The sequence below is a fragment of the Humiphilus diazotrophicus genome (assembly GCF_059726315.1).
Genome location: NZ_AP040870.1, coordinates 1,792,542 through 1,807,610 on the forward strand (window position 1 = coordinate 1,792,542; position 15,069 = coordinate 1,807,610).

The following is a 15,069-nucleotide window of genomic DNA, read 5'->3' on the forward strand; positions in this document are numbered from 1 at the left end:
ATGCGATTTGAGCTTTTCCTGGCAGCACGATATCTGAAGGCTAAGCGGCGGCAGGCAGTCGTCGGCATCATTACGGTTATTTCCATCATAGGAGTTGCGGCAGGCGTCGCCTCCCTCATCATCGCCCTAGCCATTACCAATGGCATGAGGCGGGATCTTCAAGCACGATTGCTTGGCTCCACCGCTCACGTGGAACTGATGAGAGTAAAGAGCGATGGAATACAGAACTGGCGACCGTTGACCGAGAGGCTGCGTCACTTACCCCATGTAACGGCCAATGCTCCAGGCCTCTATGGGCAGGTTCTGGTCTCCCGCGGACCACGCTCAGGTGGTGCTCTCATCAAGGGAATCGTTCCGGCTCAGGAGCAGACTGTAAGCGACCTGCTTAAAACCGTCACCATGGGAAACATCGCGCCTTTGGAGAAGGAGGAAGACTTCGGAGGCGAGCCTCCTATTCTTATTGGCAGCGATCTGGCCGACACCATAGATGCACAGGTTGGATCTACCGTTCTGATAAGCAGCCCGCAGGGCGAACTCACCCCTCTCGGACTCATTCCGAAATATCAATCGTTTCGAGTGGCAGGAATATTCCACTCCGGCTTTTATCAGTACGACTCGGCCTGGGCTTTTACCCGGCTGAAAGACATGCAGACGCTTTTCGGCGAACCTGACCTGATCTCTATTATCAGCTTCAAAGTAGACGACTTATATCATGCTGACCGCATCGGAAAAGAGATCGAGGAGGCTGCAGGTCCAGGCTTCATGACTACCAACTGGATGGAGCAAAACCGGGAGTTGTTTCGCGCTCTGAAGTTGGAACAGGTAGTCACATTTATCGTAATTGCCCTAATCGTCTGTGTAGCGGCGCTGAATATTCTGATTGCCCTGACCATGATGGTTATGGAAAAGACCCGGGATATCGCCGTGCTGATGAGCTTTGGAGTCCACCCCAGGCAGATACGACGAATCTTTCTCCTCCAGGGATTTCTTATCAGTAGTTTAGGAACAATCATCGGCTTGGCTCTGGGATACGCGCTCTCCTGGGCAGGTGCTCATTACCGCTTCCCACTGTCGGCAGCCATCTATTCCATCGACTACCTGCCATTTGCGCCACGACTCATAGATGGAGTCATAGTGACGGCAGTGTCCCTCGGTGTATCACTATTGGCAACTCTTTACCCATCCACCTCCGCAGCACGCGTCCTGCCTGCTGAGGCTCTGCGATACGAATAGGGCGGACTTTCGACGGGAAAACGGCCGAAACAAACAAAGATAATGACTTCCGGCCCGAACAAAGATTGGAAGGGTAATTGCTTCTTTCTTGCTCTAAAGATGTGCAGCAGCAGGAAAAATCGTTCCGGTGTTCCCATTTTGTGGGATAGTGTTCAAACGCGTGGACAACTACACTTCTCTTCTCGACTCTAAAATGATAGAGGTAGATATGGAAACCTCTTCAACCTCGTCTTTGCCGGATCCACTGGCCGCTGCTGCGGCAACGGGAGCCTGCGTGAGTCCTTCCGGCGAGGTAACGCATCCATTACTCAGAGTCGTTTCGCTGCGCAAGGAATATTCCACTGGACGCGGTAAGCTTCTTCTCTTTGATGATTTAAGCTTTTCGGTCGCAGAAGGCGAAATGCTGGCTATTGTTGGCCAGTCGGGATCGGGAAAAAGCACACTTTTGCACATGCTTGGCGCCCTTGATACCCCTTCCGGCGGTGCCGTATACTGCGCCTCAACTTACTTAGGTTCGCTGACATCAACACAAGCAGCCGCCTTTCGTAATCGCGAAGTCGGCTACGTCTGGCAATTTCACTATTTGCTGCCAGAATTCAGCGCTTTAGAGAACGTGGCCATGCCGTTATTGGCTAGAGGCGAAAGTAAGAAAACCGCCTTCCGCGAAGCGGCCAAGTGGCTGGAGGAAGTGGAATTGAGCGACCGGGCAGATCACAGGTCGGGAGAACTTTCCGGAGGCGAACAGCAGAGAGTTTCGCTGGCACGAGCATTGGTTACTGGCCCGCGCATCCTGCTTGCCGATGAACCTACTGGAGATCTGGACGGTCACACCGCAGACGTGGTATTTAGCCTGATCGAACGGCTACATTGCACGCACAAGCTGACATCATTGATCGTGACGCATAATCTCGAATTGGCTCGTCGATGTATGCGAGTTTTGCGGCTGGTGAAGGGCCGAGTGGAAGAAGTTTCTCCGCAGGAAGTCTAGGGCGGAAAAACAGATGAATCTTTTGGCTCGACCAACGTCTCAATTAGAGACGCTGGAAGGTGAGGGTGGACACGTTCGCAGGTTTCGATAAAGCGAACAAGCGGATAACAGGCCAACCAGCTGGTTATCCGATTTCCAACCTCCAAATTGTCGCTCCAAGAAAAAGCCGTTTTTAGGAAGGCTGGAGCGATGACGATGGAACGGAGCTGTGGCAACTGCAGTCAAGCCTCGGAACCGAGGCCCGGCCAGACCGGAGGCTGACAGAAGTAACAGCTTACCGAAGGGGGAACATGTTCGAACGTTATACAGAAAAGGCGAGGCGCGTAATATTCTTCGCGCGGTATGAGGCTAGCCAGTTCGGCTCCCCGTATATAGAGACCGAGCACTTACTGCTAGGACTTTTGCGGGAAGACAAAGCGCTGACCAATCGCTTTCTCCGCTCGCATGCCTCTGTCGAGTCGATCCGTAAGCAGATCGAAGGGCACACTACTATCCGGGAGAAGGTTTCGACTTCCGTAGATCTGCCGTTATCTAATGAATGCAAGCGTGTGTTGGCCTACGCTGCTGAGGAAGCAGAGCGGCTATCGCACAAGCATATCGGCACCGAGCATCTATTGTTGGGTCTGTTGCGCGAAGAGAAGTGCTTCGCAGCAGAGATCCTGCACGAGCGCGGACTCAAGCTTTTACAGATCCGCGAAGAGCTCGCCCGGGTGACACAAGAGAAAGCACCGCCGTCGCAACGCAATCGTGAATCCAGTCTGCTCGCCGAGTTCTCTCGCGATCTGACCCAGGCAGCACTGGACAGTCAGCTAGACCCGCTCGTGGGCCGCGATCAGGAGTTGGAACGCGTGATCCAAATCCTCTGCCGCCGCACGAAGAACAATCCCGTGCTGATCGGCGAGCCCGGAGTAGGTAAGACAGCGATTGTCGAAGGACTGGCACAACGCATTGCCGATGGCGAAGTACCAAGTTTTCTGGCAGACAAGCGTGTACTGGCGTTGGACCTGTCGCTGATTGTTGCCGGAACTAAGTATCGTGGCCAATTCGAAGAGCGCTTGAAGACCATCATGAAGGAGTTGATGGAAAATCAGAACTCCATCATCTTCATCGATGAGCTTCACACACTCGTGGGCGCAGGCTCGGCCGAGGGATCGCTCGACGCAGCGAACATCCTCAAGCCAGCACTCTCTCGTGGAGAAATTCAGTGCATAGGAGCCACGACGCCCGGCGAGTATCGCAAGTCGATTGAGAAGGACCGGTCACTCGAACGCCGCTTCCAGGCCGTGAAGGTCCCGCCGCCGAACGAAGAAGATGCCATCAAGATCATCATGGGTATCAAAGACCGTTACGAGAAGTTCCATGCGGTCAGCTATACGGACGAGTCCATTGAATTCGCCGTGTCGCACTCCAATCGCTATATTCCGGATCGTTTCCTTCCGGATAAGGCGATCGATCTCATCGATGAAGCCGGCGCTCGCGTAAAGCTGCGGCAGACATCGCTGCCGGAAGAAATCACCGAGGTCCAGAAGCGGATCAAGTTCATCGTGCATCGCATGGAGAATGCCATCGCGAATCACGAATTTGAAAAAGCACGCTTCTACTCCGATGAAGAACGTAAAGAGCGCGAGAACCTGCGCGCCCTGCGTGACAAGTATCATCTCGACGATTCGACGGCTGGCATCGTAGGCCGCGAAGACATCGAGGACGTCGTTAGCCGTTGGACCGGCGTACCGATTACTTCGATTAAGGAAGAAGAGACCCAGAAGCTGTTGCGTGTAGAGGAAGAACTGCACAAACGCGTGATCTCGCAGGATAAGGCGATCTCCGCCTTGGCCCGCGCTATCCGCCGCTCGCGTGCAGGACTGAAATCTCCGCACCGTCCGATTGGCTCGTTCCTCTTCCTGGGACCGACCGGCGTCGGAAAAACGGAAATGGCACGTACCCTTGCTCAATTCCTCTTTGGAAGCGAGAAGGCACTGATACGCTTCGATATGTCCGAGTTCATGGAGAAACACTCCGTATCGAAACTAATCGGTTCACCTCCGGGATACGTGGGCTACGAGGAAGGCGGACAGCTCACCGAACGGGTGAAGCGTTCTCCATACTCCGTAGTCCTGCTCGATGAGATCGAAAAGGCGCATCCGGATGTCTTTAATATCCTGTTGCAGGTTTTTGAAGATGGACAGTTGACCGATGGCCTCGGCAACACCGTTGACTTCAAGAACACGATCATCATCATGACGTCGAATATCGGAGCGCGGCATCTGCAAAAGAAGCAGGGGCTTGGCTTCCAATCCGACCGGGAAGATCTGGTAATGGAAAAGATCGAAGACCTTGTAAAGAATGAGGTCAAGCGTACCTTCAATCCAGAATTCCTCAATCGTCTGGACGAGATCATTCTCTTCCAGTCTCTGTCGGATTCGGATCTGATCCAGATTCTCGAACTGCTGGTACAGCAGCTCAATACGAACCTAGCGCAGAAGGCTATTACGCTCTCCGTTACCGAAGAGGCCAAGAAGTGGATCTTGGAGAAGACCATGGTCGACCGCAGCTACGGTGCTCGTCCGCTACGTCGTGCACTGCAGCGTTACGTCGAAGATCCACTCTCCGAAGCACTTATCGGGGGCGGGATTCAGGAACGCCCTGCATTCCTCGAGGTTTACCTCGACAACAACCAGCTCTTCTATCGTCCGGTTGGAGAGTTGGGTGCGGAACGCGCAGAAGGTGTCCTGCTCTACAACGACTAGTCAAGATCAACGGCTGTTACGAAAACGCCTCGGAAAATTCCGAGGCGTTTTCTTTTTGCCAAGCTTCTTGTCGAAACATCGATATCGCACAGAAAGAGGTTCCGCCGTAGCGGAACCTCTTCTGCTTAGCTGCCATATTCAAAAAGCAATCGACAATGCGATGCTGAAAGGCAGCCCGAACGGGCGCACGGCCCGTAAGCTCTAGAACTCGACGACACGCTTTACAGCGCTGTTTGCCGTAGATATTGCATCGTCAACGACATCCCGGCTGCGGCGGACAACCTTTTCTGCCCGGTCTCCCAGGGCTTCCGCCGCATCACGAAGATACTCGTCGGCATCTTCAATCTTCCGCCTGATCTGCTTTCTGGTCTTAGCGCCGCTTTGCGGCGCACATAGCAGAGCAACCGTAGTTCCTGCCAAAATTCCGATGGTGAAGCCCACCCAAAACTTGGTTGAATCCATGACCACGCTCCTCCAGCTTTAAAGGGAGTGGTCCTCCTTTCGGGAAGACCGCACCTTACGTCTAGCTATTGGACGGCAGCTATCATACCCAAGGTTGTCGCAAATGGAAATCTTTAATTGTGGGGATTTTCGATAAGTTTTCCGCCTAGAGCAACCGGCTTCCCGGGAAATGAATTGGGTGTATCATCTCAAGGCAATGAGATGATAGAGGAGTTCCAGCTCGTTTTCGCCGGCTGATGTCGACATGAATAATTGACTTTTTCTCAACGTTGCTACGAGATGTTGTTTATGCCTGCTTCTTACCTTGAACCGGAACCTTCCCAAAGAACTTCTGGAATAGTCCTTCGCACTTTCATCTCGATCATTATTTCAACGTATGTAGCTCCCGATGAGCGGAGCACGCTGTCCCACCTTCGATAGAGCAACAAACGATACAGTTGCGAATAGCCTAAGGCCAAGATAGCAAACACAATCAGCAGGACATGCAAAGACGCCAACATAAGCGTCAGAGTATCCCCCTCTGCGGGAGACGCTCCAGAACTTATTTGAGTAAACAGATGTTATACATTCTAACTTTATTGGAATGACCACCGACCCACCTAACCGATGAACAGGTCGGTTCAAAGCAGATAAAACAGGCCAAGAAGCCTCATCACCGCAAAATGGGGCTATAGTATCTGCACCTGTTTATTCTAGGCAGCTCTTTGCCCGCAACGACCAGACAGCGAGCTATGATAAATCGGCAAAAAAGAAATTTGATGTTAGCTATTCAATCTTAAAGTTAGACCGATAAAGACACAGAGAAGGAAAAGCTCATGTCAACTCAGCCTTCCGGGAAGCTCTTGATCGTCGACGATGAACTAGCGCAAGTACAAACCCTCTGCAACACACTTCAGCAAACGGGCTATCATACCGTCGGGTTCTCCTCCGCACATGAAGCACTAAAAGCGTTGCTCGACGCAAAGTTCGATTTGATTCTTACCGATCTCTCCATGCCGGAAATGGATGGGATCTCCTTCTTGAAGACGGCTCTTCATATCGACCCGGAACTTGTCGGCGTTGTAATGACCAATCGAGGTACGGTCGATTCCGCTGTCCAGGCAATACAAACGGGAGCCCTCGACTACATCCTTAAGCCCGTAAAGCCGAGCACAATTCTTCCGGTATTGTCGCGCGCTCTGGAGGTTCGGAAAGTTCGCCTCGAAAACGCGGAACTGCAGGAAAAAATTCGCCAGAGAACAGCTGAATGCGATCTTGCCCACAAAGATCTTGAAGCGCTCACCTATGCTATTTCGCATGACCTGCGTGCACCGCTACGCCACGTCAGCGGTTTTGCACAAATCCTCGTCGAAGATCACGGACCGGAACTCTCTCCTGAGACACAGGAATTACTGACCATCGTTAATGCCAGCGCCCAGCATTTGAGTCAGCTTGTCGAAGACCTGCTTCGCTTCTCCCGCATAGGTCATCAATCGCTCTCGTTGCAGCTCGTCAATCTGGCGGAGCTCGTTCGTGAAGTCCTTGGGCTCATGCGCGGAGAACAACGTGAAAGAGAAATCGAAGTTCAACTAGGCGATCTCCCCGACTGTATCGGCGATCCTGCCTTGTTGAAACAGACCTTCGTCAATCTTCTATCCAATGCCTTCAAATTCACGAGACCCGTAAAGCGTCCAGTGATCCAAATAGGCTGCAAGCAGAATGGAGAAAACATCTATTTTGTGCGGGACAACGGAGTTGGATTCGATCTTGAACACGCACAAAAGCTTTTCGGAATCTTCCAGCGAATGCACTCCGACGATCAATTCGAGGGCACAGGCATAGGACTAGCCATTGCGAAGAAAATCGTTCACCGTCTCGGAGGGAAGATATGGGCTGAAGCCGAGGTACATAAGGGAGCTACGATCTATTTCACGCTGGGCAACAAGATCTAATCTAGAGACCAGGTCTTTCAAGCAAAGCCAACCACAGACAAGCGCTCCAGAGCTTTGCTGTCCCATCCCTCAGGCACACACCGGGCCTGACGAATGGGACAGTCTAATTGTGTCACTACCGATTATCGAAGATTGAAAGGCAATGCGTCATTTCTCATCTACCGGCAGCCATCACAGAACTTCTGCCGGAGAACGATTCCACGGCACGCCGAATAGTAACGGCATACTGTTCGATGACCGCGGCCGTACGTGCTATCTCAGCATCCACACTCTTCCACTGCTTCTGTTCAATAGCCTCGCGCACGGCAGGAAGTGTTTTTACGCCATATCCGGTATAAAGGCCGGGAGCATAGATCATGTTTTGGAACCAGGGCCGATTGGGCAATCCCATCGGATCCAGAAAAGCTCTTTCCGACCGGATCAACTCCTCATTGAGTTCTGGCGATGCCTTTCCTCCATGTTCCGCGAGAGCTTTTTCATATTTTGCTGCAGCTGCAGACAAGTCATCGGACGCCTGTTCAAGAGGAGCAAAATTGAGATACGGAGGAAGATCTTCGGGTGATGGCGGCACGAACTTCTTCTTGGGATCGGCAAGGGCCTGATACACGCCCTCGTTGATCTCCTCATTCTGCTCTATCACTTGTTCTCTCATGCTCGATGCGAGTCTTTTCACTTCGCTCACATACGAGTGAATCGTGTCGGCCAGATCGGTGAACTGAAAAGGAAGAACATCTGCATCGGCCATTCTCATCACCATCGTGCCAGCCGTCTGGGATAGCGCGCGGCCATAGACAAAATCAGTGTCCTGAAAATGCGTATACCAATAGAAGTCATCGTAAATGGAGTGGTACTGTCCGCCAGCATCTTCGCCACCATATCCGAGGTTGATACTTGCAACACCCAGATGATCAATAAAGACGCTGTAATCAGATCCAGAGCCCAAAGCCCCAATACGAAGATCGGGCCTCGTTTTGATCTCCGCCTTCTTATCGGAACTGGCCTCAGCCAAAGTCACTAGCTTCTGCCGTTTCCAGACAGACATCTGGGTTTCAGGATCTTCGATATCTTTCGCAACGCTGTTCACGAAGTTCTCAAGCGAATGAGATCCCTCGGCATAGAGATATCCTCGGCCGTTCGTATCGGAATTGATATACGCGACTGCGTGTCTCGTCAACTCCGCCGCATGAGTCTCAGCCCATTCCGTAGAACCTAGCAGGGCTGGTTCCTCTCCATCCCAGAATGCATAAATAATCGTACGTTCGGGCTTCCAGCCTTGTTTCAGCAGTTCACCCAGCGCGCGAGCTTCCTCTAACTCAGGACTGGTTCCAGAGATTGGATCTTCGGCCCCATTGACCCAGGCGTCATGATGATTTCCGCGAATAACCCATTGATTCGGATACTTGGTCCCGGGAATCTTTGCTATCACGTTATAGAGGGGTTTCCGGCTCCAGTCGAACTTCAGTGCCAGATGGACCATTGCGGTACTCGGACCCACTTTATAGACAATTGGCAAACCGCCTCTCCAATTTCTAGGTACCAACTGGCCATCGAGCGATTTCAAAAACGGCAAAGCATCTTCGTACGAAATCGGCAGAACCGGAATCTTGGTAATCGTTTGTACTTGATCGAGAGGAATCTTCTTTGCTCCTGCAACGGCGCCGATTCCGGGAGTCTGCGGGTCGCCGGGATAGACCGGCATATCCATCACGCTTCCCCGCTGCGCACCCTCGGCTGGACGCGTCGGGCCGTTGGGAAACTGATCGCCCTGGAAATAGCCATCCTCATGCGGGTCGGAATAGATGATGCAACCAACAGCTCCATGTTCAGCTGCAACCTTAGGCTTAATGCCTCTCCAGGTCATTCCATACCGGGCAATAACAATTGCCCCCTTAACCGAAATGCCCATCCGTTCCAGATGCTCATAATCGTCCGGCGCACCATAATTCACATACACCAGAGGCGCTGTCACGTCTCCGTCGCGTGAAAAGGCATTGTAGGTAGGAAGCTGTTCCTGCTTTTGACCGGAGGTTGGATCGACCTTCAAAGTCGGCTCTTCCAGTTTGGCAACGTACTTCTTTTCCCCCAACAGCTCGAGAACACGTGACTGCGGCGTTGGGAAAAGAGCGTCAAATACTTCAATCTGGGCATCCAGCCCATAAGACTTTAGCTGGGCCAGCAGCCACTCGGCATTCTCTTTGTCGTAAGCAGAACCGACGTGATGCGGCCGTGCCGTTAAGCGGCGCATGTTCTCGCGCAACCGACCGGTATCGGGGATCTGTCGAAACTTTTGCTCCCACTGAATCTCAGTCTTTGATGTTTCCGGCGTATAGCCGCGCAAGAGTTGCGTGGAATCAAGTGCATGTGCTGTGCATGCCAGTAATCCAAGAGAGAGTATGAGATTACGCATAATTTGCCTTGTCTGGAAATTCAGGACAGCAGAGATGACTTAAAGACTAACAGCAAGAACCCCACCCGAATACGCGAATCGTGTGGGGTCTATGTAACGTCCATGAAAGCTTAGTGAAGAGTCACGGCAAGATTATCGAATTGCACTCGGTTCCACCCGCTTCCGATTCCAAACATGCCATGGGAGTGTTCGGAATCAGTTACAGAAGCAAGAACCTTACCACCAACAGAAGCGGTAATTTGGTTCCCTTTGAATGCAAGCTCCAAATGTAGCCACTTTCCATTCAAAGAAGCAAATTTCCCTTTTGCCAGACTACGCGTAGGGCTCTTGTATACCGAAGAGAGCAATTCCCAGCCCCCATCACTGGAGATTCTGAAGACGTAGCCACTAGGCAAAGGTGCTTTGCTGTCTTTGAAGGCGTCCGCCGAGTCAATGCGCCCAAGAAGCATCGCACTTCCCTGCTCCTGGAGATCAATATCCAAATTCACCCGGTAATCTGCCCATCCGACGTCTCCGGCTAAGGTCCAAGGTTCGGGCAGTGGGATCCAAGGAATCGGCTTCTGCGTGATGACCTGTTCTAGGCACCTGCCTGCACGGTGATTGCACGACGTAATCTCAAAAGCTCCATTCTGATCGGAAAGGTATCGAGGGATGTTGTTCATCCCAGCCTTCTCAAAATCGTCTTTGTATGGAAAGGGAAAAGCCGTTTTCGAGGGATGGACGGCATCGCCTTTGGCTTGTCCGGTCGTCGTAGTCAGCGAATAAAGAGAATCGGGCTCGAAGGTATAGTGAAATTCCCCATTTTCTACGGGAATATCCCCAACATGTTCGAAGGTCCGCTGGCTATTGGTCTCCCAGACATGAACAGTAGTCGACAAAAGGCCACCCTGTATTGCGAAATCCACCTCTTGCGGCCTTTTGGCATCAATCGTCTGGAGAATTACGCTCCAATTTTGATTATCAGGCGACTTGAGAGCGACATAGTTGCCCTTCTCCGGCAGATCCCCCGATGAGCTGTCCAGGTATTGCCAGCCAGGCTCTGCAAACTGAGTCGTATGCGCGGTAGCCCAAATCGCTCCTTGAACGTCGTAGAAGCCAGACCAGGGAGTATTGGCATACATCAGCCCGGAATTCGGGGCAGGCAGAATGTCATAGTACGAGGTTACGGGGCTCCAGATTTCAGTCGCAGTCATGCCGCCCTTGAGGTAATTCTCGTTGTACAACTGCGCCAATAAACGACCGCCGATCTTCCAATCTCGCGACAGAATATCCGATGAACTGGAAGCAGGCTGATCTTCACTGGACCAAAGAGGCTTTCCAATCCGCAACGCAGCTTCTGACGTTGTGAGCTTGCCCTCTACACGCGGATAGTGAACACCCACTACAGCAACGGCATCGCGCAGCTGAGGATCCTTCTCCATTGCCGACACGATGCTCCACTGGTCAACATCCTTCTTTGGATATTCATCGCAGCAGACAATTTTTGTCCCAAGATGATGAGCATCCAGAACACGACGCAACGTCTTTATATAATCCGGGTCGAAGTGCACTTCATTCCAAACACCTGTGTAGGCAATGTCCAGGCCATAGGTCTTCCTAGCACCTTCCAGAAAGTCGGCAACATAATTCGCCATGTCTTCCGAGTAAAAGTGCCCCTTCCCGATCCATCCGGGAGCCCCCCAGGCCAAAGTATCGAGCACAATCTTCGGATTCCTCTTTCTCGCCTCCTGCATAAGCCACCATTCGTAACCACGGGAGTAGTTATGATCTGTCGGCGTTCGCATGTGACTAGGCTCCGAGCCATCCGTCGAATTTACATCTCCGCCAATCTCGACCTTCAAATGCTGTAGCGACGCTCCATAGTGAGGTTTGAAAAGATAATCGAGAATTTGACTGCGATAGGGTTCGGGATAGTCGATCAGTAGACGGGAGGAAGCTCCGGCACTCGCAGCACCGATACCATCGAATATCCGTCCAGAACTGGCACCATTCAAAACAACCGTCTTTACCGGATGTTGTTCAGCAACAGTGAAGCTTGATTGCAGGTTCAAAGCCAAGATTGCAGCAGGAAGCCAGCTCCATATTTCTCTCATTTTCATTTACCGGGTACGTTAACGTTAAGTGCTGAAACGAGTTGATGCTATGTTTCGAAGCCTTGGAGTGTCAAGGATTTCTACCGGGAGACCTGGACGGAAAAGAAAATGGCGACCAACGCAATCAACGTTAGCCGCCGTTTTCAATGTCAATAATTACTGCGAATTCTCAAGCTGCAGGTCGCAAACTCAGGAAGCCATCCCGAGGCCAACCAGATTGGCCGCCGCAATGATCACAACCATTCCAGCCCACAACCACCGAACCGGTTTTGGTCCCACTTCCTGCCACTCGCCTAGCGCAAGGCCCACGATTGCACCGCACAGAACATACCCGCTCATGTGTAGCATCCAGTTCACGTACGAAAGACTTGCCGGAATACTGGCTGCGCCCCAGGCATAGAAGAAGAATTGCAGATACCACATAGTCCCGCCTGCAGCAGCCATACAACTATTCTTCATGAGAACCGGACTCGGTTGAGAAAGATCAGCCTTGAGGGAAAGCTCCTTCTTAAATGCCAGCCGAATAAAGCAATAGCTCAGATTGATTAGAGCTCCACCGCCCATGATAATCACGTAGCTCGGAAGGGCCGAGTACAACGGTTTCACCCCAACTTGCAGGGCAGCAGCCTGAATTGGCTTAGCGGCATCCATGGCAAACGACATGCCGGAAGAGAAGATTCCGCACATCACCGCCAGAAGTAGCCCGATCTTCAGATTGAACTGCTCGGTACTTACCCCGAGTTGCTGCTCTTTCTGATGACCGGCAAACGAGACAATAGCCACACCAATCAGGGCAATAATAATTCCAGCCATGGTGAAAATGCCGCTCCTGGTTGTGAAGAGGTAGAGGAATTGTCCGTGCAGAAGAGGCGGAATCAGGGTTCCGACAACAAGCGTAACTCCGATTGCCACGCCGATGCCGAGTGACATCCCCAGGTACCGCATCGTCAGACCGTAATTCACATTACCGATGCCCCACATGCACCCGAAGAGAAATGTCTTCCAAAAGACAGTTGCGTCGAGAGCCGAATAGAAGGCTCGAAAATCAGGAAGAAGTACAAGACTGACGCAGATGGGAAGCAGTATCCAGGAGAAGAGGCCAGCTACGGCCCAAGTGGTTTCCCACGACCATCTTTTTACTTTTTCAATTGGAGCGTAGAACGAAGCGGCAGATGCCGCGCCGACCATGTGCCATCCTATCCCAGAAATAATTGCCGACACTCAATCTCCTTCTTACTAGAACACTATCTGGGTAGTGCGAGGCGTTAAACATGGTTCAGTGCGGCCATCTATATCAGACAGCCGCACTGAGTTCAGCTTCCCTCATCTACACCTATACCGAGAAAGGCTCTATCAACCTCTGTTGACCCTGCCTGATGCTCTGCCACTCGTCAAGAACAAACTTGTAGACAAGAGCATCCACGTCTCGTTAACGCTTGCTGAGGACCTTCGATTCATAGGACCTGACATTATCCAGCCAGCCAATCCCGGCAGGAACATCCTTAGAAGCGCAGTAATACTCCCAAACCGACGACCAGGGAAGAGACTTCAGTTCTTCCAGAAGAGCCATCCTGGTCGTGCCATCAAACTTGGCCTCAGCTTCACGCAGCTTGGCCTTGGGCTCAAGCAGAGCACGCAGCAGAGCCTTGCGCATGCTGCGAGTCCCCACAACCCATGCGGCCACTCGATTGATGCTGGCGTCGAAGAAATCCAGACCAATGTTCACGCGTGACAAAGCGTCGCAACGAACGATCTCCTGAGCAATCTCCAGAGTCGGATCGTCGAGCAAAACGACATGATCGCTATCCCAGCGAACTGGACGGGAAACGTGAAGAAGAATCTCATCGAGATAGCAAAGAGCGGTTGAAATCTTATCGGCAACGCTCTCTGTCGGATGGAAATGGCCAGCATCGAGGCAAAGAAGAACTTTACGGCTGGCGGCATAGGCCAGATAGAAATCGTTCGATCCTACCGTGTAACTCTCTGCTCCAATCCCGAAGAGTTTCCCCTCCACCGCAACCTTATGATTGCCGGTCGAAGAAGCAGCCATGATCTCGTCCAAAGCTTCCATCAAACGCTGACGTGGTGAGAGGCGATCGGCAGGAAGATCCTTATAGCCGTCTGGAATCCAGACATTCATCACCGCGGGAGTACCAAGCTCTTTGCCAAAGTAGTCACTGACGCGGCGGCTGGCGATGCAATGATCGATCCAGAACTTCCGGATCTTGGCGTCAGGATGGCTCAGGGTCATGCCCTGTTCACTGAAGGGGTGCGAGAAACAGGTCGGATTGAAATCCAGCCCGAGATCGTTCTTTTTCGCCCATTCGACCCACCGCTGGAAGTGCTCTGGCTGGATAGCATCCCGCTCGACCACCTTCCCTGCTTCCAGATAGATCGCGTGGAGATTGACGCGCTTCTTGCCCGGGATCTGAGCCATTGCCAGCTCCAGATCAGCCCGTAATTCCTCTGCGCTACGAGCTCTCCCTGGATAGTTTCCACTTGCCTGAATTCCGCCCGTGAGACTCCCTGTAGGATTCTCAAAACCACGGACGTCGTCTCCCTGCCAGCACTGAATAGATATGGGAATTAAATCCAGCTTGCGAAGAACACTGTCGGTATCGACCCCGATTTCGGCGAAACGTTCTTTCGCCAGATCATAAGCGGCCTGTATTTTATCTGCGGTCTCAATCATTCGAACACACCCTCTCGCCCCTACCGCCACGCAACTGCCTAAACGCATAAACCTCTGCGTGAAGAAAAGGAATTCGTCAGTCATCATACCGACTTTCAACTCGTATATAAAAGAGTTTTTCTATTGACATGAAAGTTTTCCTTGGCGACCCAGCCACCGCATGCAGAGGATTCCAACCGCAGCACTCTTCCCGCCCTTACTCCTGCAGATCCTTCGGCTTAGAAGTGGAATGACCAAAGGCGCCTTTTCCCGGAGTGCAAGCATAAGATGTCTGATCTCAAACGGGTCTGCGCCTGATCAAAGACCCCTGGATTGAAGAATTTCGATTCTCAATTGAAACCAAATATTTTTGTTATGAAACTGAGATTTAGAGATGAGAAGTAAACCTATAGGAATCAATGCTGGTCGATCATGCTCACAGGACGAAAAATCTAGTTTTCGCCTGTCCGTCCAAGAACTCAAATCGCAGCTGGAAGAGTGTGCCGCATCATCCGGAGGGTAGGGGAATTGCGACAT

At 51.9% G+C, this 15,069-nt stretch carries 9 protein-coding genes; 4 read left to right on the forward strand and 5 right to left on the reverse strand.

The annotated features are described in order from the left end of the window. From AC6I7T_RS08600 to AC6I7T_RS08610, 3 genes are all read left to right on the forward strand, one after another. A complete protein-coding gene (locus AC6I7T_RS08600) occupies window positions 1–1,233 on the forward strand; it encodes an FtsX-like permease family protein (RefSeq protein ID WP_497792947.1) in 1,233 nt (410 codons plus the stop codon). 160 nt (window positions 1,234–1,393) lie between these two features. Then, window positions 1,394–2,221, forward strand: a complete 828-nt coding sequence (locus AC6I7T_RS08605; RefSeq protein WP_497792948.1) for an ABC transporter ATP-binding protein — start codon at window positions 1,394–1,396, stop codon at window positions 2,219–2,221. Between the two features lie 290 nt (window positions 2,222–2,511). After that, the gene (locus tag AC6I7T_RS08610) at window positions 2,512–4,968 is read left to right on the forward strand and encodes an ATP-dependent Clp protease ATP-binding subunit (RefSeq protein WP_497792949.1); all 2,457 of its coding nucleotides are present in this window, start codon (window positions 2,512–2,514) and stop codon (window positions 4,966–4,968) included. A 201-nt stretch (window positions 4,969–5,169) separates the two neighbouring features. Here AC6I7T_RS08610 and AC6I7T_RS08615 read toward each other — a convergent pair whose 3' ends face one another. Further along, window positions 5,170–5,430, reverse strand: a complete 261-nt coding sequence (locus AC6I7T_RS08615; protein WP_497792951.1) for a YtxH domain-containing protein — start codon at window positions 5,428–5,430, stop codon at window positions 5,170–5,172. An 815-nt stretch (window positions 5,431–6,245) separates the two neighbouring features. Between AC6I7T_RS08615 and AC6I7T_RS08620 the strand changes: the two genes are divergently transcribed. After that, complete coding sequence (locus tag AC6I7T_RS08620; protein WP_497792952.1) at window positions 6,246–7,361, forward strand: ATP-binding protein; 1,116 nt, start codon at window positions 6,246–6,248, stop codon at window positions 7,359–7,361. 154 nt (window positions 7,362–7,515) lie between these two features. Here AC6I7T_RS08620 and AC6I7T_RS08625 read toward each other — a convergent pair whose 3' ends face one another. The 4 genes from AC6I7T_RS08625 to AC6I7T_RS08640 form a co-directional block, all read right to left on the reverse strand. Next, window positions 7,516–9,768 (reverse strand): M28 family metallopeptidase, encoded by a 2,253-nt coding sequence (locus AC6I7T_RS08625; protein ID WP_497792953.1) that lies wholly within the window; start codon window positions 9,766–9,768, stop codon window positions 7,516–7,518. Between the two features lie 110 nt (window positions 9,769–9,878). Next, window positions 9,879–11,861: a hypothetical protein gene (locus AC6I7T_RS08630; protein ID WP_497792954.1), complete on the reverse strand. Its 1,983-nt coding sequence runs from the start codon at window positions 11,859–11,861 to the stop codon at window positions 9,879–9,881. Window positions 11,862–12,050: 189 nt separating this feature from the next. Then, window positions 12,051–13,082, reverse strand: coding sequence for an L-rhamnose/proton symporter RhaT (rhaT, locus tag AC6I7T_RS08635; RefSeq protein ID WP_497792955.1), 1,032 nt, complete (start codon window positions 13,080–13,082; stop codon window positions 12,051–12,053). Between the two features lie 208 nt (window positions 13,083–13,290). Further along, on the reverse strand, window positions 13,291–14,553 hold the full coding sequence (locus tag AC6I7T_RS08640; RefSeq protein ID WP_497792956.1) for an L-rhamnose isomerase: 1,263 nt from the start codon (window positions 14,551–14,553) through the stop codon (window positions 13,291–13,293). Window positions 14,554–15,069 lie beyond the last annotated feature (516 nt).

What these genes read in the sequence shown, in the direction of transcription:
- AC6I7T_RS08630 (WP_497792954.1), bottom strand. Translation starts at nt 11,861, where the DNA reads ATGAGAGAAATATGGAGCTGGCTTCCTGCTGCAATCTTGGCTTTGAAC.
- AC6I7T_RS08620 (WP_497792952.1), top strand. Translation starts at nt 6,246, where the DNA reads ATGTCAACTCAGCCTTCCGGGAAGCTCTTGATCGTCGACGATGAACTA.
- AC6I7T_RS08625 (WP_497792953.1), bottom strand. Translation starts at nt 9,768, where the DNA reads ATGCGTAATCTCATACTCTCTCTTGGATTACTGGCATGCACAGCACAT.
- AC6I7T_RS08640 (WP_497792956.1), bottom strand. Translation starts at nt 14,553, where the DNA reads ATGATTGAGACCGCAGATAAAATACAGGCCGCTTATGATCTGGCGAAA.
- AC6I7T_RS08615 (WP_497792951.1), bottom strand. Translation starts at nt 5,430, where the DNA reads ATGGATTCAACCAAGTTTTGGGTGGGCTTCACCATCGGAATTTTGGCA.
- AC6I7T_RS08610 (WP_497792949.1), top strand. Translation starts at nt 2,512, where the DNA reads ATGTTCGAACGTTATACAGAAAAGGCGAGGCGCGTAATATTCTTCGCG.
- AC6I7T_RS08600 (WP_497792947.1), top strand. Translation starts at nt 1, where the DNA reads ATGCGATTTGAGCTTTTCCTGGCAGCACGATATCTGAAGGCTAAGCGG.